The 18,466-nt window shown below is 69.7% G+C and carries 18 protein-coding genes; 12 read left to right on the forward strand and 6 right to left on the reverse strand.

Annotated features, from left to right (window positions below; genetic code table 11):
* Positions 1–2: 2 nt before the first annotated feature.
* A complete protein-coding gene (gene hpt / locus OG984_RS22380; RefSeq protein ID WP_328528386.1) occupies positions 3–554 on the forward strand; it encodes a hypoxanthine phosphoribosyltransferase in 552 nt (183 codons plus the stop codon).
* An 18-nt stretch (positions 555–572) separates the two neighbouring features.
* Here the strand turns inward: hpt and OG984_RS22385 are convergent, their stop codons facing one another.
* Complete coding sequence (locus OG984_RS22385) at positions 573–1,316, reverse strand: hypothetical protein (protein ID WP_328528387.1); 744 nt, start codon at positions 1,314–1,316, stop codon at positions 573–575.
* 230 nt (positions 1,317–1,546) lie between these two features.
* On the opposite strand from OG984_RS22385, the gene ftsH reads away from it, so the two are divergent.
* The 10 genes from ftsH (at position 1,547) to OG984_RS22435 (ending at position 10,788) form a co-directional block, all read left to right on the forward strand.
* Positions 1,547–3,586 (forward strand): ATP-dependent zinc metalloprotease FtsH, encoded by a 2,040-nt coding sequence (ftsH, locus tag OG984_RS22390; protein ID WP_328528388.1) that lies wholly within the window; start codon positions 1,547–1,549, stop codon positions 3,584–3,586.
* A gap of 10 nt (positions 3,587–3,596) precedes the next feature.
* Positions 3,597–4,235: a GTP cyclohydrolase I FolE gene (gene folE, locus OG984_RS22395; protein ID WP_328528389.1), complete on the forward strand. Its 639-nt coding sequence runs from the start codon at positions 3,597–3,599 to the stop codon at positions 4,233–4,235.
* Between the two features lie 106 nt (positions 4,236–4,341).
* Complete coding sequence (folP, locus tag OG984_RS22400; RefSeq protein WP_328532382.1) at positions 4,342–5,148, forward strand: dihydropteroate synthase; 807 nt, start codon at positions 4,342–4,344, stop codon at positions 5,146–5,148.
* Positions 5,145–5,525: a dihydroneopterin aldolase gene (gene folB, locus OG984_RS22405; RefSeq protein WP_328528390.1), complete on the forward strand. Its 381-nt coding sequence runs from the start codon at positions 5,145–5,147 to the stop codon at positions 5,523–5,525. Before folP ends, folB begins: the two co-directional genes overlap by 4 nt.
* Positions 5,522–6,088 (forward strand): 2-amino-4-hydroxy-6-hydroxymethyldihydropteridine diphosphokinase, encoded by a 567-nt coding sequence (folK, locus tag OG984_RS22410; protein WP_328528391.1) that lies wholly within the window; start codon positions 5,522–5,524, stop codon positions 6,086–6,088. The genes folB and folK overlap by 4 nt, the downstream gene beginning before the upstream one ends.
* 82 nt (positions 6,089–6,170) lie before the next feature.
* Positions 6,171–6,608, forward strand: a complete 438-nt coding sequence (locus tag OG984_RS22415; RefSeq protein WP_328528392.1) for a DUF3180 domain-containing protein — start codon at positions 6,171–6,173, stop codon at positions 6,606–6,608.
* Between the two features lie 15 nt (positions 6,609–6,623).
* Positions 6,624–7,217: a hypothetical protein gene (locus tag OG984_RS22420; protein WP_328528393.1), complete on the forward strand. Its 594-nt coding sequence runs from the start codon at positions 6,624–6,626 to the stop codon at positions 7,215–7,217.
* Positions 7,218–7,443: 226 nt separating this feature from the next.
* Positions 7,444–8,124, forward strand: coding sequence for a hypothetical protein (locus OG984_RS22425; protein WP_328528394.1), 681 nt, complete (start codon positions 7,444–7,446; stop codon positions 8,122–8,124).
* Positions 8,115–8,489 carry a hypothetical protein gene (locus OG984_RS22430; RefSeq protein WP_328528395.1) on the forward strand — a complete coding sequence of 125 codons (375 nt, stop codon included), beginning with the start codon at positions 8,115–8,117 and terminating at the stop codon, positions 8,487–8,489. The genes OG984_RS22425 and OG984_RS22430 overlap by 10 nt, the downstream gene beginning before the upstream one ends.
* A gap of 4 nt (positions 8,490–8,493) precedes the next feature.
* Positions 8,494–10,788: a glycosyltransferase family 2 protein gene (locus OG984_RS22435; protein WP_328528396.1), complete on the forward strand. Its 2,295-nt coding sequence runs from the start codon at positions 8,494–8,496 to the stop codon at positions 10,786–10,788.
* Positions 10,789–10,814: 26 nt separating this feature from the next.
* On the opposite strand, the gene OG984_RS22440 is transcribed toward OG984_RS22435, so the two are convergent.
* Genes OG984_RS22440 through OG984_RS22460 form a run of 5 tightly spaced genes read right to left on the reverse strand, consistent with a single transcriptional unit; the run spans position 10,815 to position 16,079 of the window.
* On the reverse strand, positions 10,815–12,443 hold the full coding sequence (locus tag OG984_RS22440; RefSeq protein WP_328528397.1) for a hypothetical protein: 1,629 nt from the start codon (positions 12,441–12,443) through the stop codon (positions 10,815–10,817).
* On the reverse strand, positions 12,440–13,279 hold the full coding sequence (locus tag OG984_RS22445; RefSeq protein WP_328528398.1) for a hypothetical protein: 840 nt from the start codon (positions 13,277–13,279) through the stop codon (positions 12,440–12,442). The genes OG984_RS22440 and OG984_RS22445 overlap by 4 nt, the downstream gene beginning before the upstream one ends.
* 3 nt (positions 13,280–13,282) lie before the next feature.
* Complete coding sequence (locus OG984_RS22450; RefSeq protein ID WP_328528399.1) at positions 13,283–14,068, reverse strand: class I SAM-dependent methyltransferase; 786 nt, start codon at positions 14,066–14,068, stop codon at positions 13,283–13,285.
* Positions 14,065–15,084, reverse strand: coding sequence for an NAD-dependent epimerase/dehydratase family protein (locus OG984_RS22455; RefSeq protein WP_328528400.1), 1,020 nt, complete (start codon positions 15,082–15,084; stop codon positions 14,065–14,067). The genes OG984_RS22450 and OG984_RS22455 overlap by 4 nt, the downstream gene beginning before the upstream one ends.
* Entirely contained in the window at positions 15,081–16,079 is a 999-nt protein-coding gene (locus OG984_RS22460) for a glycosyltransferase (protein WP_328528401.1), read from the reverse strand. Before OG984_RS22460 ends, OG984_RS22455 begins: the two co-directional genes overlap by 4 nt.
* A gap of 73 nt (positions 16,080–16,152) precedes the next feature.
* On the opposite strand from OG984_RS22460, the gene OG984_RS22465 reads away from it, so the two are divergent.
* Positions 16,153–18,465 carry a hypothetical protein gene (locus OG984_RS22465; RefSeq protein WP_328528402.1) on the forward strand — a complete coding sequence of 771 codons (2,313 nt, stop codon included), beginning with the start codon at positions 16,153–16,155 and terminating at the stop codon, positions 18,463–18,465.
* The last annotated feature ends 1 nt before the right edge of the window (position 18,466 follow it).

Here is an 18,466-nt window from a genome sequence, read left to right on the forward strand (position 1 = left end):
TCATGGACACCGAGTACGTCGGCGACGACCTCGTGAAGACCCTGTTCACCCACGACGAGATCCAGGCGAAGGTCGAAGAGCTGGCCCGCCGGATCGAGAAGGACTACGAGGGCGAGGAGCTCCTGATCGTCGGCGTCCTGCGTGGCGCGGTGATGATCATGGCCGACCTCGCGCGCGCCCTGAACCGTCACGTCGAGATGGACTGGATGGCGGTGTCCTCCTACGGCTCCGGCACCAAGTCGTCCGGTGTGGTGCGGATCCTGAAGGACCTCGACACCGACGTCACCGGCAAGCACGTGCTCGTCGTCGACGAGATCATCGACTCCGGCCTGACGCTGACCTGGCTGACCTCCAACCTCAACAGCCGCGGCCCGGCGAGCCTCGAGATCGTCACCCTGCTCCGCAAGCCGGAGGCGGTCAGCATGCCGGTCGAGGTGAAGTACGTCGGCTGGGACATCCCCGACGAGTTCGTGGTCGGCTACGGCCTCGACTTCAACGAGAAGTACCGCAACCTCCGCGACATCTCGACCCTCGCTCCGCACATCTACAGCTGAGCGGGGCCGATCGGTCCGTCAGCGCGTGGGCCGGATGCTGGCGATCACTCTCGCCAGGGTCGCGTCGCTGTCGGCGCCGTCGACATCACGGTCGGCGACCATCACGAAGAGCGCGGTCTTCCCGGCTGCCCGCGGCACCGACACCACGGTGATCTCGAGGGTCGGCACCGGGCACTCCGGGTCCACCGGGGTCGTCGTGGCGGTCACGGCCGTCGCGGTGGTCCTGCCGCCGTCGACCTCGACCGGTCGGGGATCGCCCAGCGATCCGGTCGGGGCCTTGCCGTCCTCGCTCTGACCTGCCGAGACGGCCCAGTGGGTCGCGGTCGCCTCGATGGTCCCCTTGTCGGATCTCGACCCCGGCGTGACGAAGCCGACCAGGGTGTGCGAGCTGCCCGGACCGCACCAGTCGTCCCCGCCGAAGGCGACCCCGTGCATGATCGCCTGCACCTCGCCCTCGCTCGACTCGAACCCGGCGAGCGTTTCGGGGCCCGGCCTCCAGTTGCCGGGTACGTCGTACGCCATCGCGTCCTTGGCGGAGGTCACCGACTGCCACGGACCGGTGGGCCGGGCCATGCTCGGGGTATCCGAGGGGCCGGCGGGACTCGGTGTAGCGGCCGCGGATGTCGCCGGCGCCGCCGACGTGCTGGGCGCCGTCGTCGGCGGCGAGTCGGCTGCCGACCGCGCCACGAGCCGCCAGGCGACCACGCCGGCAGCCGTCACGAGAACGACCAGGAGCACGAGCAGCGCTACGACGATGATCACGGCGAGACGATTGCCGGAGCCACTGGTCGGACCCGGTGTCGAGGCTTTACTTTCGGCCATGGCGACACAGTAGGACGGTTTCGCCCCGGCGCCTCGCCGGATCGCCGCTTTCGCTGATGGCAGAACCGCTCAGGTGGGTTCGGGCACGATTTGGCGTGTACCGTCGTTCTAAATGACGAGCACGCTCCCCGGCGTGCGGTGTCTGACCCCGTAACGGTTGAAAGAAGCCTGTGAAGCGCATATTCAAAGGTCCCTGGCTGTGGATCATCCTGGCAGTGCTCGGTGTGATCCTGGCGCTGCAGTACCTGGCCCCTCGCAACGGCGGTGACGAGATCACCACCAGCGAGCTGACTGAATACATTCAGAACGACCAGGTCAAGGAGATCACGTTCGTCGACGGCGACCAGGAGATCAAGGCGACCCTGACCAAGGACGCCCGCAAGGGCAGCGCCGAGGTCACCACGTCGTGGGTCGACGGCGACCAGGAAGCGCTCATCGAGATGGTGCGCAAGGCCGAGGCCGAGGGCGACAACCTCAAGGAGTTCAACTCCGAGGTGGCCAAGCCCTCCGTGCTCGGCTCGATCCTGAGCTTCCTGCTTCCGTTCGTGCTGATCATCGTGCTGTTCCTGTTCCTGATGAACTCGGTCCAGGGCGGTGGCGGCCGCGGGGTCATGCAGTTCGCCAAGTCCAAGGCGAAGCTGATCACCAAGGACATGCCGAAGACGACGTTCGCCGACGTCGCCGGTGCGGACGAGGCCGTCGAGGAGCTCCAGGAGATCAAGGAGTTCCTGCAGGAGCCGGCCAAGTTCCAGGCCGTGGGCGCCAAGATCCCCAAGGGCGTGCTGCTCTACGGCCAGCCCGGAACCGGTAAGACCCTGCTCGCGCGAGCCGTCGCGGGCGAGGCCGGGGTGCCGTTCTACTCGATCTCCGGTTCGGACTTCGTCGAGATGTTCGTCGGTGTCGGTGCGAGCCGTGTCCGTGACCTGTTCGAGCAGGCCAAGGAGAACGCTCCCGCCATCGTCTTCATCGACGAGATCGACGCCGTCGGCCGTCACCGCGGCGCCGGCATGGGCGGTGGCCACGATGAGCGTGAGCAGACGCTCAACCAGCTCCTCGTGGAGATGGACGGCTTCGACGTACGCGGCGGGGTGATCCTGATCGCGGCCACCAACCGTCCCGACGTCCTCGACCCGGCGCTGCTGCGCCCGGGCCGTTTCGACCGCCAGATCCAGGTCGACGCCCCCGACCTCGCCGGTCGCGAGAAGATCCTGCAGGTCCACGCCCGCGGCAAGCCGCTGGCCGGCGACATCGACCTCGACTCGGTCGCTCGCCGCACCCCGGGCTTCTCCGGTGCCGACCTGGCCAACGTGCTCAACGAGGCCGCGCTGCTGACCGCGCGCAGCGACCAGAAGCTGATCACCAACAAGGCCCTGGACGAGGCCATCGACCGCGTGATCGCGGGCCCGCAGAAGCGTACGCGCCTGATGAGCGAGCAGGAGAAGCTCATCACCGCCTACCACGAGGGTGGCCACGCCCTGGTCGCAGCGGCGCTGCCGGGTCCGGACGTGGTCCAGAAGATCACGATCCTGCCGCGCGGCAAGGCGCTGGGCTACAACCTGGTGATGCCCGACGACGATCAGTACAGCCAGACCCGCTCGTCGATGCTCAACAAGCTCTCCTACATGCTCGGCGGCCGTGCCGCGGAGGAGCTCATCTTCCACGACCCGACGACCGGCGCCGGCAACGACATCGAGAAGGCGACCAACCTCGCCCGCGCGATGGTCACCCAGTTCGGTATGACCGAGCGTCTGGGTGCGATCAAGCTCGGGGAGTCCAACGGCGAGCCGTTCCTGGGGCGCGACATCGGCCACCAGCGCAACTACTCCGAGGAGGTCGCGGCCATCGTCGATGACGAGACCAAGAAGCTCCTCGCGACCGCTCACCAGGAGGCCTTCGACATCCTCGAGGAGAACCGGGACGTCCTGGACAACCTGGTTCTGCAGCTCCTGGAGAAGGAGACGCTCTCCAAGCAGGAGGTCGCCGAGATCTTCGAGCCGCTGCGCCGCCGCGACCCGCGCCCGGCCTGGACCGGCTCCGACACCCGCCGCCCCTCGGACCGCCCCGCGGTCGAGATCCCGCAGTGGATCGTCGAGCGCGACAAGGCGGCGGTTGCCAAGGCGATTCGTTCCGCCTCCCAGAAGTCCGCCAACGGTGTCGACCTCAGCAAGCCGACCGAGGCCGGCGCGCCCGAGGCGACCCCGCCTGCCTGATACGGAACAGATGTCCGAGACCTTCGATGATGTAGCGCCCGTCCACGTCCCCGAGCGGGACGTGGCGGACGTTCCTCCGTTCGACCAGAAGCGGGCCGAGGCAGCCGTGCGGGAGCTGCTCTACGCGATCGGGGAGGATCCCGACCGCGAAGGGCTGCTCGAGACCCCCGCCCGGGTCGCCCGCGCCTACCAAGAGGTGACCCGCGGGCTCCATCAGGAGCCCAAGGACGTGCTCACCACGACCTTCGACCTCGGCCATGACGAGATGGTCCTGGTCCGCGACATCGAGCTGTGGTCGATGTGCGAGCACCACCTGGTGCCGTTCACCGGCGTCGCCCACGTCGGTTACATCCCGGCCGAGTCCGGCAAGATCACCGGCCTGTCCAAGCTGGCGCGGCTCGTCGACGTCTTTGCGAAGCGGCCGCAGGTGCAGGAGCGGCTCACCACCCAGGTGGCCGACGCTCTCACCGAGATCCTCGAGGCCCGCGGCGTCATCGTGGTGATCGAGGCCGAGCACCTGTGCATGACGATGCGCGGCGTCAAGAAGGCCGGCGCCCGCACGATCACCAGTGCCGTACGCGGCACGATGCGCTCCAACGCCACTACCCGGGCCGAGGCGATGGCCCTGATCCGGGGCGGAACGCGCTAGGTAGGGTCGTCCCCGTGAACGAGCGCCAGCGAGTGAACCATGAAGTCATCACGCGGCCGCGTCCGGATTCTGGCGCTTGCGCTACGGAGGTGGCCGCGTGAAGGTCATGGGGATCGTCAACGTCACGCCCGACTCGTTCAGCGACGGGGGACGGTTCTTCGCGACCGATGATGCGGTCGCCCATGGCCATGCGCTCCTGGAGCAGGGCGCGGATCTGCTCGACATCGGCGGTGAGTCGACCCGTCCCGGAGCGACCCGACCGCTGGTGGCCGACGAGCTGGCCCGGGTGGTGCCGGTCATCGAGACGCTGGCCGCCGAGGGGGCGACGCTCTCGGTCGACACGATGCGCCCCGAGGTCGCGGCGGCGGCGGTGAAGGCCGGGGCCAAGATCATCAACGACGTCTCGGGCGGCCTGGCCGACCCGGGGATCCTGAAAGTGGCGGCCGACCACGATGCGACCTACGTCGTGATGCACTGGCGCGCGCACGGCGCGGAGATGCAGCACCAGGACCATCTCGTCTACGCCGACGGCGTGGTCGCCACGGTGAAGCAGGAGCTGGAGCAGCGGATCGAGGCGGCGCGGGCCGCGGGGATCCGGGACGACAACATCGTGATCGACCCAGGTCTGGGCTTCTCCAAGACGGCCGATGACAACTGGCGGCTGCTGGCGGGGGTGGAGGAGTTCCACGAGCTCGGCTTCCCGGTGCTCGTCGGGGCGAGCCGCAAGACCTTCCTGGGTCACCTGCTGGCCGCCCCCGACGGCACGCTGCGTCCGGTGACCGAGCGGGAGAGCGCCCACGATGCGATCACCGTGTTCCTGGCGCAACGCGGTGTCTGGGCCACACGTGTTCATGACGTACGTGCTGCCAAGGACGCCCTCGCGGCGGCGGCGAAGTTGAGGAGCATCCGATGAACATTGAGGAACCGGCCGACGAAATCCAGATCCTCGGTCTGGAGTGCTACGGACACCATGGGGTGTTCGACTTCGAGCGTCGCGAGGGGCAGAAGTTCATCATCGACCTGGTCATCGGCACCGACTCCCGCAAGGCGGCGGCGACGGACGACTTGCAAGACACCGTGGATTACGGAAGTCTCGCAATGGCGGTCAAAGCCAATGTTGAGCGCGACCCGGTGGACCTCATCGAAACGCTTGCCCAGCGGATCGCGGACATTTGCCTTGCAGACATCCGCGCACTTTGGGTACGTGTTACGGTTCACAAACCGGGGGCGCCTATCGAAGCGACGTTCAAAGACGTCACCCTGACGATCACCCGGAGGCAGAGCACGTGACAGAAGTACCGAACCCGTACATCATCGACGCCGACACGCTCACCGGGGAGATGCGGCCGATCCGGCGGGCGGTGCTGTCCTTGGGCTCCAATCTCGGTGACCGGTTGGCAAACCTCCAGGACGCGTTGAACACGCTCGCCGAGACCCCGGACGTCTGGGTGACGACGATCTCGCCGGTGTACGAGACCGAGCCGGTCGACTCTCCCGAGGGTTCCGAGCTCTACCTCAACGCGATCGTGCTGGCCGACACCACCCTCACCCCGGCGCGCCTGCTCGACCGGGCGCTCACCATCGAGGACGCCTACGGCCGCTCGCGCAGCGGCATCTTCAACGAGCCGCGCACGCTCGACATCGACGTGATCTCGGTGGGCGACAAGATCCTCGAGGAGGAGTCGCTGACCCTGCCGCACCCGCGTGCCCACCAGCGCGCCTTCGTGCTGAAGCCGTGGCTGGACCTGGAGCCGAGCGCCGACCTTCCGGGCGTCGGTCCGATCTCCGAGCTGCTCGAGCAGTCCGACCAGACCGGCATCACCCGCCGCGACGACCTCGTCCTCGAGCTCTGAGCCGGACCTGAGCACGGCACCGGAGGACCCCGACCAGGGTCCGGAGAAGGATCCCGCCGACGACGAGCGTCGGCTCCGCCCGATGTCGGGCGGAGCGATCACGGCGTGGGCCGTCATCGGAATCGTGGGTGGCTGGCTGGCCCATCCCGTGCTGGAGTCCTGGCGCGGCGTGGCCCCGGTCGTCACCTGGGCGCAGCCGCTGGTGCTGCTGCTGATCGCGGGCGCCCTGGGCGTGACCGCCTGGATCACGCACCGCCAGCTGCAGGTACGCGGCGAGCGGATCGAGGCTCATCAGGCGGTCAACCGGCTGGTGCTCGCCCGCGCCTGCACCCTGGTCGGTGCGCTCCTCGCCGGGGGCTATCTCGGCTACGCGGTGAGCTGGCTGGGCTACGACGCCAGCACCGCCGCGGGCGAGCGACTGGTGCGTTCGGCCCTGGCGGCCGTCGCCGGGATCGCGATCGTGATCGCCTCGCGACTCCTCGAACACGCGTGCCGGGTCCGCAAACCGGATGAAAACTAGCCGTACCGTGGAAGCATGCCTTCCCCATCCGCAACTTCAGTCACACGCAGGCGTCAGCGCAGCACACGCCTGACGGTCGCTGTAGCACTGCTGGCGCTGGCCGCCATCACGATCACCGCCGCGGTGGCCTCCGGGTCCTGGCTGGTCGTCGTGCTCGCTGCCGTTCTCGGGCTCGCCTGTGGCGCTGCCGCTACCAAGATCACCCATTCCGAGCTCCTCCAGACCCGCCGCGACTGGGCGCGTGACCGCGCCGAGCAGGCTCAGGCCTACCGCGTCGAGTCGGAGAAGCGCGCCGAGGAGGATGCCGAGTTCCGCGCGCACATGGACGCCAAGCTCGCCGACCGCGTCCAGGCCGTCGAGGAGCTCGAGGCCGCCCTGGCCGCCGCTCATCAGCGTGCCGCCGAAGCTGTCCGCCGTCGCGGCGAGGAGGCCCGCCGGGCCGCCCAGGCCGAGCTCCGCGGTGAGCAGCTCGAGGCCCGTCTCCAGGCGGTCGAGGCCGATGCCGCCGAGGCAGCGATCCGGGTCGCCGAGCTCGAGTCCGAGCTGGACGCCGTTCGCGCCGAGCTGGAGGCCGAGCGCACCAGCTGGACCGGGGCTCAGTCCGCCTGACCGGCGCATGGCACACAGATGTACGGATGGTGACGAAGCGCCAACATCACCACCCCCCACCTGCGTCCCCACGCGTGAAACCACTCCGCGACGGCCAAATCGATACTCGGGCGGGTAACTGTCGGGGAGCTCGCTCGTTATGATTTTTCCGAACGGGTAACGCGACCGTCGCGTCTCCGCGCTCCGCGGCGATGCTGCGACACGGGTCGTTGGAAAGGGGAATCCGGTGACCTTGATCGCCGAACGGGCAGTCACGATCACTGAAGGCCTCGCCTACCTACGCGACCTGATGGCCACGTACGCGAAGAGGACGCCGGTGGCCTCGGTCGCCGTGCTCGGGAATGCGCCCCTGGGGCCCAGCGACGTACGCGCGCAGGCCATCGACGACTCCGACCTGGTCATCCGGGTCAACAGCTTCGTGCTGGACACTCCCGGCGAGCCGCGCTGCCAGGGGTCGCGGGCCGACGTCGTGATCTGGAACCGGATCACCCGCCCGACCCGGTTCACCTTCGACCGTTACCGCGAGCGCCTCTACCTCCTCGCCGAGCCGATGCGTTTCCACGGCCGCCCCGAGGTGTGGCCGATGTCCTGGCCGACAGACCTCGGCTTCGTACCCCTCCCCAACGCAGAGGTGCTCCCTCGTATCGGCGACGAGCTCGACATCCCCTGGCGCACCCAGAAGCTGGCGCCGACCACCGGCTTCACCGCGGCGTGGCTGGCTTTCCACCTCTTCCCGGAGTCCGAGATCCGGATGTCAGGTTTCTCGTTCATCGACAATCCCGGCCAGACGGAGTGGGTCTACCAGGTCGGTGGTTCGTCGCCGGTGGCACCGGAGCATCGAATCGAGGCAGAGGCGCGTGTGATGACTGACTGGCTCAAGGAGGAACGGGTGTCTCTATGGCGTTGAAGCGACTGCGCGGCGAGGTCATCAAGAAGGTCCGATCCGCCGCCGAGGCGGAGGAGTCGCGGGCCATCATCGAGGAGCTGCGCGCGATCACCGATCGGCAGCGCGTACGCATCGCGGACCTCGAGCGTGAGCTGGCCCGGGTCAGCCCGCAGGTCGCCGCTCTCGAGGCGCGACTGGAGACCCTGCGCGACACCGTCGAGCGGGGCAACATCGCGACCACCGCCGCGGCGGGCGGCGATGTCGACACCGCCTCGATCTGGGCCGAGATCCAGCGCCAGCAGGAGCAGGTGCGCGCCCGCATCACCGCAGCCATGCGTTTCGAGGAACGGCTGCGACGGCTCGAGGACGGGAACCGCGTTGGCTGAGAGCGTGTCGCAGGCTGCGCTGAGTATCGTCATCCCGTTTCACAACGTGGCGCCCTACTTCCAGACCTGCTTGGAGTCGCTTCGGACCCAGACGTTCTCGGACTTCGAGGTCGTCATGGTCGACGATGCGTCCGACGACGGCTCCGCGGAGATCGCGGATCGGTTCGCCTCGAGCGATCCCCGGTTCCGGGTGGTCCGCTCGGCGAAGGTCGGCGTCGGTGTCGCGCGCAACATCGGTGTCGAGAACAGCCGCGGTGACCTGCTCGCCTTCGTCGATGCCGACGACTACGTGCCGGAGTACGCCTACGAGCTCATGACCGACACGCTGGCCGAGACGGGTTCGGACTTCGTCGCGGGCAACGCTCGCCGCTTCGACTCGGTGTCGGTCTGGCAGTCGTGGTCCCACCGTCGTCCGTTCGTGACCGCCCGGAGGGCGACGCACTGCAGTCGCACCCACATCCTGGGCATCGACCGCTACATCTGGAACAAGGTCTACCGGCGCGACTTCTGGGACGCAGCCGGCCTCAGCTACCCGGACATGCTCTACGAGGACTATCCGGTGGCCCTGGCCGCGCACATCCGCGCCCGTCAGGTCGACATCCTCGCCGACCCCGTCTACTACTGGCGCCAGCGCGACGGTGGCGAGGCATCGATCACCCAGAGCCACTGGCACCTCGACAACCTCGAGGACCGCGTACGTTCGGCCGAGATGCTCTTCGAGATGGTCGAAGAGCAGGCTCCCTACCTCGCCGACCTGGTGAAGTCGCATCTCACGGCGACAGACGTCCAGGTGCTCGCCCGATCCATCGAGGACCATCCGGCCGACGAGGCCGGACGGATCTTCGACCTCGCCGCGCGCTACCTGGCGCGCATCGACGATCAGATCCTCGATCGTCAGGGTCCGTTCGAGCGACTCGTGTTCGACCTGCTGCGGCGTCGTCAGCGGGACGCGCTGACGGCGTTGACCCGCTATCGAGCCACGAACGGCACCCAGGCGCCGCTCGCCCGTCGCCGGGACGGTTGGTACGCGAAGCTCCCCTCCTTCGGGGACGCCGCGGTCGGCGTCCCCGACTCGGTGTTCCGGCTGGCCCCTGCCTACATGAAGGCCAAGGCCGTAGCGACCGAGGCGTGGTGGAGCGGCTCCCGGATCGAGATCCGGGTCAACATCGGTGCCAACACCCTCGCGCTCGCGCCCCGGACACGCTTCAAGGTGTGGTTGGAGAGTCCTGCCGGCGCCAGGGTTCCGGTGGATCATGTCGCTCGGCCCCGGGCGATCGCGTTCGGGCAGGTGGACAGGTCCACGCTCGAGCTGAGCATCGATCCGTCACAGCTGGCGGGCGATCGCCAGTGGCGCCTCATGATCGGGATCCGCAACCGCGATCTCCGCGACGTGATCCAGGTGACGACGTCGGGCGACGGGCGGGAGCGCTGGCAGGGCTGGCGGCGCATCGGCAACCGCTGGTGCCGCCCAGGGCGCCTCCCCGGGGGCTTCGGGGTGACCGTTCGGGATCTTCCGGACGCGTGGGTGGATCACGCCACGGACCTCGGCGACGAGATCGAGATCCGGGGTGCGTTCCGCGGCGCTCCTCCTGCGAGCGCGGAGCTGACCCTCACCGGCCGCGGTGGCTCGGAGACGACCCACCCGTTGACGATCGGCGAAAAGGGCGAGCGGGGCATCACCCCGTGGCGGGTGACGGTGTCCGTCGGCGCCATTCTCGAGAGGTCCGGGCTGGACATGCCCATGGAGGAGATCGTGCCGACCCGGGTGAAGGTGACCCGGAAGGGGCGTACGTCTCCGCTACCTGTGCACCCGGACTTCCTCGGGTCTCGATCTCTGATGAAGGGGCGCGCAGTGAACGCGACCCGCGACCCGAACGGCTCCTTCGTCATCACCGCGACGCCCGACCGTCCCGTGGTGCACGACGCCTGGTGGCAGGGCGAGGATCTGATCCTGCGCGGTCCGGACGGTCCCCGCCTGGCGTCGGCCGGTGCGGTGCTCCGCACCTGGCCGACCCCGGAGAAGCCCCTCGACGTCTCCCTGGACGTGGTCGACCGTGACGGGGTCTTCCTGATCACCGTGCCCGCGGGTGCGTTACGGAGCGCGGCGGTCGAGCACGGTGCCTGCGAGACGACGATGTGGTCGCTGCTGGACGGCAGCGAGCACAAGCCGGTCGTCGTGGCCCGTGAGCTCAGCGAGCGGGTGCCCCAGCCCGCCGCGTCCGAGGCGGTGAAGCTCGAGTTCGGCTGGTCGGACGAGATCCACCTGCGGCTCGTGCCGGCCACGCCCGTCGACGCGTGACCGGCTGACACCGCCGGAGCCAGGCTCTAGCGTCTGGCCATGCGTCGGATCGCGGCGCGGACCCTTCTGAGCAGGCGGGCCGCACGCCGGGCCCCGGGGACGCGTCCGACGCCGGCACGCGCCCGTCCGGGGACGGCCGTCGCGCGCTGGGCGACTCGGTTCACGGAGGAGGCCTGCCGAGCGCTCAGCTGGTCCTCCAGCTCCTTGATGCGGCTGTTCAGTGCCGTGACGTCGCGCCGGGCCGCCGTGCGGACCTCGTGGGTCATCGTCTGACGCTGACGCATCTGCTGCTTGAACCAGGTCACCTGGCCACGCAGCGCCTCGTTCTCGTCCATCAGCTTCTTCAGCTCGCTCGGGTCGGCGTCCGGCGTCGTCCGGGAGCCTGCGACCACGGGGGTCATGCCGGTGGAGGAGAGCGCGGACTCGCGCCGCTGGCGTACGCGGCGGACCTCCGCCGGCGTCACCGCGAGATCGAGAGTCGCCGCGAGCAGGACGGTGAGCTCGTCCCGGCCGCGACCGGCCGGCCAGGGGTGACGCCACCCCGCCACGCAGAGGTACGCGGCGAGCTCGTCCAGCAGCCCCAGGAGGATCTCGTCGGCGGACTCAGCGAGCTTCACCGTCGACTCGTGGACAGGGACGACGCGGTCCGCGTCGAGGCCGATCTCGTCGACCTGAAGACCGCACCAGAGCTCGGGTGCGCCGGCCACGGCGTCGTGCAGCCGGCGTACGTGGCGGCGAAGGGCTGTCGCGTCCCGGCGGGCCGAGTCGCGCATGGCTTCGACCAGCCAGGACCGGTCGGCAGCCGTCCAGGACGTCTCCTCGCCCGTCCGGTCGACACCGAGGACGGTCGGGGTCGTCTCGAGGCCTCGGGTGACCAGCCAGCCGCCAGCAGCCGCCGCGGTCCCCAACGCGTCCAGCGTCTGGCCCAGCGCCGGCTGGACCTCGCGCAGCGTGGGGGTGTCGGAGGGGCGGCCGTGAGCGATCGCGAGCGCCACCGAGCAGGCGTCGGGGGCTGCGGCCAAGGTGGGCGAACCGACGTCGGGCCACAGGGTGTATCCGCGACCCGCGAACCGGGCGCTCGCGTCCGCGAGGCTCGCTGGGTTCCCGCGATCATGGATGGGGAACGACCAGTCGGCGTTCTCGTCGGACGCCTCCGGGGTGACGGCCCTGAGCTGGGCGAGCGGCGATCCCGGGTTGGGGACGACCAGGGCCAGCCGAGAGTCGCCCGGTGCGATGCCGGCGAGGTGCTCGGAGAGCGCGTGCCAGTCCGCCGGGTCGGCGTCGATCGTGGCGACCCGGCCGAGCCCGTCCAGCGCGAGCACGGCGTCGACCGGCCGATCGGGGGTCCACGCGCGCAGATCACCGCAGACGACGTCGACGGACCTGCCGGCGTAACGCTCGGATACGAGCTCGGCATCGGCATGCGTGCGGAGGATGACGGTCGTCGTCACGGCCCGGTCGACGACCGCATCGAGCAGGTCGAGGTCGTGCGGGCCGACGACGAGCAGGTGCGCCGCGCCGCTCGCCGTCGCCACCGCGAACCGGGTCAGGACCGGTCCGCGGGGGAGCGGACGGGTGCTGGCCATGTCGGACCAGTCGTACATGTCACCGGAGACGACGCTGTAGGCGGCGACCTTCGTGTCGATGTCGTTCATGCAGTGATCTCCCATCCGAAGAGCGCGCGCAGCTCAGCAGGCGACGCCATCGCATCCAGCCCGAGCTCGCGCACGGTCGTGGCGCGTACTTCCTCTGCGTCGGTCTCCACCCCGTGGAACTCGGGGAACAGGCGCCTGGCCTGCTCGTTCCCGTCCCTGACGCTGGCGTCCCGGACGTCGGCGAAGGTCATCGGGTCGCCGTAGACCGCGACCTCGGCACCGACCGAGGCACCGTAGAAGATCGCCGTGGTCAGCCGGTTCGACGCGACCCGGCGGTGGCGGATCTGCTCCGCGTACTGCTTGTGGAGGAAGCGGATGTCGGTGCCCTGGCGCAGCGTGCCTCGCTTGCCGTGACAGATGACCCGGAAGCCGGCGTCCTCGTAGCGGCGACGGATCTCGGGCATGTCGTACTCGATCCAGTAGAGACAGACGGTCACCGGGCCGTCCTCGGTGTCGCGGATCTCCGCGATCAACCGGTCGTGATCGCCGCTGACCTCACCGTGGTCCCAGGTGTGGAACGGGTAGAAGATCGTGCCCTCGCGCTCGTCGGCCGGAGGGATGGGCTCGACGTCCTTCTTCAGGTCGAGCAGGTAGTTCCACGGGGCGCCGATCACCGCATAGTCGCGCCAGCCGGCCGCCTGACCGCGGCGCAGGTTCGCGTGGGACCAGACGAACTTGGGGAAGCCGTAGGGCGGCGCGTGGCCAGGGCCGAAGCCGTGCAGAAGGTTCCAGCCGTGCTGGAGCACTCCCCAGATCGGGCGCGGCTCCTCGAAGGGGAGGCCGCAGTACTCCGAGAGGATGTGCGCGTGTCCGTACCAGTGATTGCTCGTGTCCAAGTCTCAGTCTCCGAGATCTAGCGAACGGATTCGGTCGGTCTTCACCGCGACCACCAGCACCGAGGACCCGAACGGCAGGTCGAGCCGGGGCAACAGGCGCTCGTCGATGCGGGTGGCGCCGAGCAGGACCTTCTCGATCGTGGGGGAGACCTCGGGGAGCGGTGCGACGCCGCCGTCGGGAAGCTGCTGGGCGCCGGCCGGACCGCGCTCCTGGAGCCGGGTGACCAGGCGCTGGGCGGCGAACATCGGAAACGTCCCCGCGAAGCCGTACGTCGCGCGCACCGGCGACAGCCCGGCGGCCCTGACCGCCGCCACCGCCCGTCGCCGGGTGTAGCGCCGGTGGTGGTGGTTGTGGTCGTCGTGGCTGGTCCAGGCCCAGTTGTACGCCGGCACCGACATCAGCAGCCGGCCGCCGGGGGCGAGGACGCGCTGGATCTCGGCGAGGGCGGTGGCCTCGGGCTCGCAGTGCTCGATGACGTCGAAGGCCGCGACCACGTCGAAGGAGGCGTCGGCGAAGGGGAGTCCGGTCGCGGAGCCGCACACACCGCCGTCGGCGAGGCCACGCGGGTCGACGTCCAGCGAGACGTGATGCTCGGCGGTGCCCCGGAGCCAGGTGACGCTCGGCCCGTCGGCGCTGCCGACGTCGAGGAGGCGGCGTGGGGTCCCGACGTACGGCTTCATGACGGTCTCGAGGATGCGGGTGCGCGCCCGGTACCACCAGTAGTCGCTCTGGGCGATCGAGGGAGAGCCGCCGGTCCTGGTGCCCAGCAACATGCCCATGTCGGTCATCGGATGGAGACCTCGCTCACGTGGGTCGACTGATGTTTGTGGCCGGGGGCGGAGGTAGCAGCAGAATAGGCCAGTGTGATCTCATCGGCGATGCGACGCACGCCAACGGGGAAGGGCGTTTGCGTCCGTTGGTCGAGCTCCGGCCATATGACGCTGCGGACGCGCAGGTCGCGCACCTGGCCGGGTGTGCCGGCTCCCGGGATACGCAGCCGCGCCCGTCGTCTGAAGACCCGGTTGATCTCTCCGATCACGGCCGCGAGAGTCACCCCGGTGCCGGTGGCGAGGATCTTGACGACGGCGTTCGATCCGGTCCGCCGGACCTGCTCGTCGAGCCCGTCGAGGGCCTCGACGACCATCTCGGCGCAGTCGCCGACATAGAGATAGTCCCGGATGGTGTCGAAAGAGACCCAGACCGGCAGCGGCGTGCCGCGCAGCTGAGCCAGACACAGCTGGGAGACCAGGCCCTGGGGCTTGGAGAGCTTCTGGCCGGGCCCGTAGAGGTTGGTGATCCGGCCGAGAACCGCCACCGAGCCGGTCTCGGCGCAGAACGCGGTCAGTGCCTCCTCCATGGCCAGCTTGGCCCTGCCGTACGCCACCAGCGGGCGCGGCTCGGAGAGCTCGGTGAACGGCGGATCGGCCGAGCCGGCGTAGACGCCGCCGGCGGAGGACGCGAAGAAGAACGCGAGCCGGATGGTGGGCCGTAGCGCCGGGCGGAGGTCGTCGAGGACGTCACGGAAGAGGGACACCTCGGTCTCGAGCTCGTCCGCCGGGCTGGCCACGAAGCCCGCACCGGCACACCAGGCGATGTTGACCCGGCCGTCCGGCGCGGAGCCGAGGAAGGCGGCGAGCTCGGACCTCAGGGCGGCGCGGGCGGCGACCGGGTCGTGCCACGGCACGCTCGTCGTACGCACGGACGCCCCCGAGCGCTCGAAGGCGGTGCGTACGTGGCGGCCGAGCAGGCCCCCACCACCGACGACGAGCGTGGGCGGTCGGGACGGATATCGCGCGCCGGTCACTCGGGGCGACCGGGTCGGGGGCCCTCGCGAAGCGGGCCGTTCGCGGGGTCGCTGACGATGACGTAGAGCGGCTTGCCCATGGCCATGTTGACGGAGACACCGAGGTACTCCGCGATCACGCCCAGGGTGAGCATGATGGCGCCGGAGCAGACCAGCACGGCCGCCATCAACGAGGTCCAGCCCTGCACCGGGACGCCGCCGGCCAGACGGGCGACGACCAGCGCGACCGCGAGAACGATGCCGGAGGCAGCGAGCAGGGCACCGCAGATGCTGACCGCGCGCAGCAGCCGGGTGCCGCCGGTGAGCACCATCCGCCAGAAGTGCGACATCAGGGAGCGGTAGTTGTAGCCGGAGGGCCGCTCACCCTCCTCGCGCAGCTCCACCGGGCAGGTCGCCACATCCGAGATCACCCAGCTCAGGGCGACGTCGAGGTAGACCCCGTTGGCGGCGTAGGCGGACACGCTGCGGCCGTACTCGCCGAGGATCAGGCGGAAGCTGTTGAACTGCCGGGCGCTGCCACCGGGCATCAGGCGGTCGATGACGACCTTCGAGCCGCGCGACGTCAGGTTGCGCAGCGGGCCGTGGGGTGCCGCGTTGGTGGGGCGGGCGTAGACGAGGGCGGCCCGCTCGCGGAGCGCGGTGTCGAGCATCGGCCGGATGTAGGCCGGGTCGTGCTGGCCGTCCTCGTCCATCGTGACGATCCAGTCCGATCCCGACGAGGCCAGGCCGGCGAGGGTGGCGGCGTGCTGGCCGAAGTTGCGGCTCAGCCAGATCGGCCGAACGATGTCGTACTTCTCGGCGAGCTGTCGCATGGCCAGATCGGAGGCGTCCGGGCCGTGGTCGTGGACCAGGAGGATCTCGGTGACCCGCCCCTGGTGCCCGTCCGGAGTCACGAACGGCTCGGCGAGGTCGGCGATCTCGCTCACCACGTCCGGAAGGGTCTCGGCACCGCGGTAGACCGGGATGACGACGGAGACGGTGTGGGTGAGGGACATCGCTAGGAAAATAGCGCATCCGGAGGGGCTTCGGTGTACTCCATGTAGGCATTTTGTTGGCATGATCGCCCGCGTGACTGCAGACCCGGCAACCGCGGGCGTCGCACCTGACGCGAAGCCTTCCTCGGATCGCACGTTCTCGAGTCGCGTGCTCTCGGGAGGGACCTGGTCCGGTCTGCTCCCCGGGGCGCTCGTCGTGGGCGTGACCCTTGTCCTCGCGATGGTCGTGGCCGGCGTCGCTCTCGGCGACGTCCTGCTCTTCACCGGGTACGTCCTGGCGTTCCTCACCTTTCCCGGCACGGTGGTGTGGCGAGCGGTCGCGAAGCCGGGACCGGGTCTCGGCAACGACCTGGTGCTCGGCACCATCCTCGGGCTCGTCCTCGAGGCCCCGCTCTACGTGCTGCTGCGAGCGATCGACCTCCCCTCGCTGATCTACGGCTATCCGGTCGCGGTGCTCCTCGTGACGCTGGTCGTCGTCCGGCGCCGTCGACGGGTCGGACCGGTGGCGGTCGGACGGGCCCACCTGTGGTCCTGGGTCGGCGCGGCGGTGGCGGGCGTACAGGTTCTTCTGGTCACGAAGCAGATGTGGACCTACCGACCCCTCGACGCGTTGCGGGCGCCGTACGTCGACGAGCCCTTCCACCTCGCCATCGCCGGCGACCTGCTGCACCATTTCCCCGCCCAGATGCCGTGGGTCGATGGCACCCCGCTCTTCTACCACTGGCTGGTCTACGTCCACCTGGCGTCGGCGGCGACGGTCACCCACATCGAGCTCATCGTGCTCATGCGCAGCCTGTCGATCGCGCTGCTCGTGCTGCTCACCGTCGGCGGAGCGTACGCGGCGGCCACACGTCTCACGGGACGGAAGTGGACCGGGTTCGTCGCTGCCCTCGTCCTCGCCCTGGGTGCCACTCCGGACTTCTTCGGCTGGACGAGCCTGGTCAGCCCTGCGCAGCTCGCCCTCGACTCCGTCACCCGCGCGTTCTACAGCCCGACGCACGCTTTCGTGATGCCGCTCCAGATGGTCCTGATGGTGCTGGTCGTCGAGATGATCCGGCGTGAGCGGTGGCGATGGCGGCCGTGGCTGCTGACGGTGGTCGTCATGGTCGCGGTGGCCGGCGCGAAGTCGTCCGCCCTGCCGACGGTCATCGCCGGCCTGCTCCTCGCGCTCGTGGTCGCGGCCGTGCTGCGCCGCTGGCAGGCGGTCCGCACTCTCGCGGTCCTGTTCGGGTCGGCCGTCGCTGTCTTCCTGGTCGCGCAGCAGGTGTTCTACGGCGGCGGCACCCGGGCGACGACGATCGATCTCAACGGGAGCACCGTTCAACGGCTGGGCATCCTGATGCTGCCGGAGGGGGAGACCCTCCCCGGGTCCGCGCCGGTGTCGATCTGGATCTGCTTCACCGTCGGGTTCGTCCTCGGCGCCGTGCCGCTGATCATCGGCCTGGTGCGCGGCGGCTGGCGCCGCCCCGACCTCGTGTTCCTGATCGGCCCGTGGGCCGCCGGGGCCGGCGCGTTGATGGTCCTGAGCCACCCCGCGCTGAGCCAGGCCTACTTCCTCCTGGGCGCCGCCGGGTTCTTCGCCGTGGCCACCGCCGTCGCGCTCTCGGACCTCCTCCCGGCCGACCTGTCCCGGCAAGACGTCGTACGGATCCTCGGCTGCGCCGCCCTCGGCTGGCTCGCGATGGTGGCCGTGAGGCTGGTCGTCGGTGGCAAGATGCCCGCCACCGGCTCGGTCTTCACGCCGACGTTGCTGACCCAGCTCGCCGTCGGGCTGCTGGTGCTGGCCGTCGCGGTCGTCCTCGTGCTGGTGTACGCCAGGCGCACCACGATCGCGGCGATCCCGGCGGTCGTGGCTCTGATGCTGGGAGTCGTCCTCGCCGGTGCACCGCAGACCACCGCGCTCGCGGTGGCGGGCCCCTGGCTCTCCCGGGCTCCCGACACGGACATCATCGGCCCGGGTGGGATCGCCGCGGCGCGGTTCGTCCGCGAGCACTCGCAGCCGGACGAGCTGATCGCGACCAACGCCCACTGCATCGGGCTGCCCGTGCCCGACTGCGATCGCCGGAACTTCTGGATCGCGGGTTATGCCGAGCGGCGGGTCCTGGTGGAGGGCTGGGCCTACATCGACCCGCTCGTGGTCGGGCAGCCGTCCACGGACCTCAACAACTCCGCCTACCTGCCCTTCTGGGACCCCGAGCTGCTCGAGGCCAACGACGCGGCGATCACGCGTCCGTCACCGGAGACGATCGGCAGGCTGCGTGACGAGTACGGGGTCGACTGGCTCGTCGTCGACCGCCGCTACCAGGCCGACCTCCCCGGCATCCGCCGCGAGCTCGGCCAGCCGCGCTTCAAGGGCGGGCTGTACTCCGTGTTCGACCTGCGCTGAG

Origin of the sequence: Nocardioides sp. NBC_00368 (genome assembly GCF_036090055.1) — a bacterium.
Taxonomy (GTDB): Bacteria; Actinomycetota; Actinomycetes; order Propionibacteriales; family Nocardioidaceae; genus Nocardioides.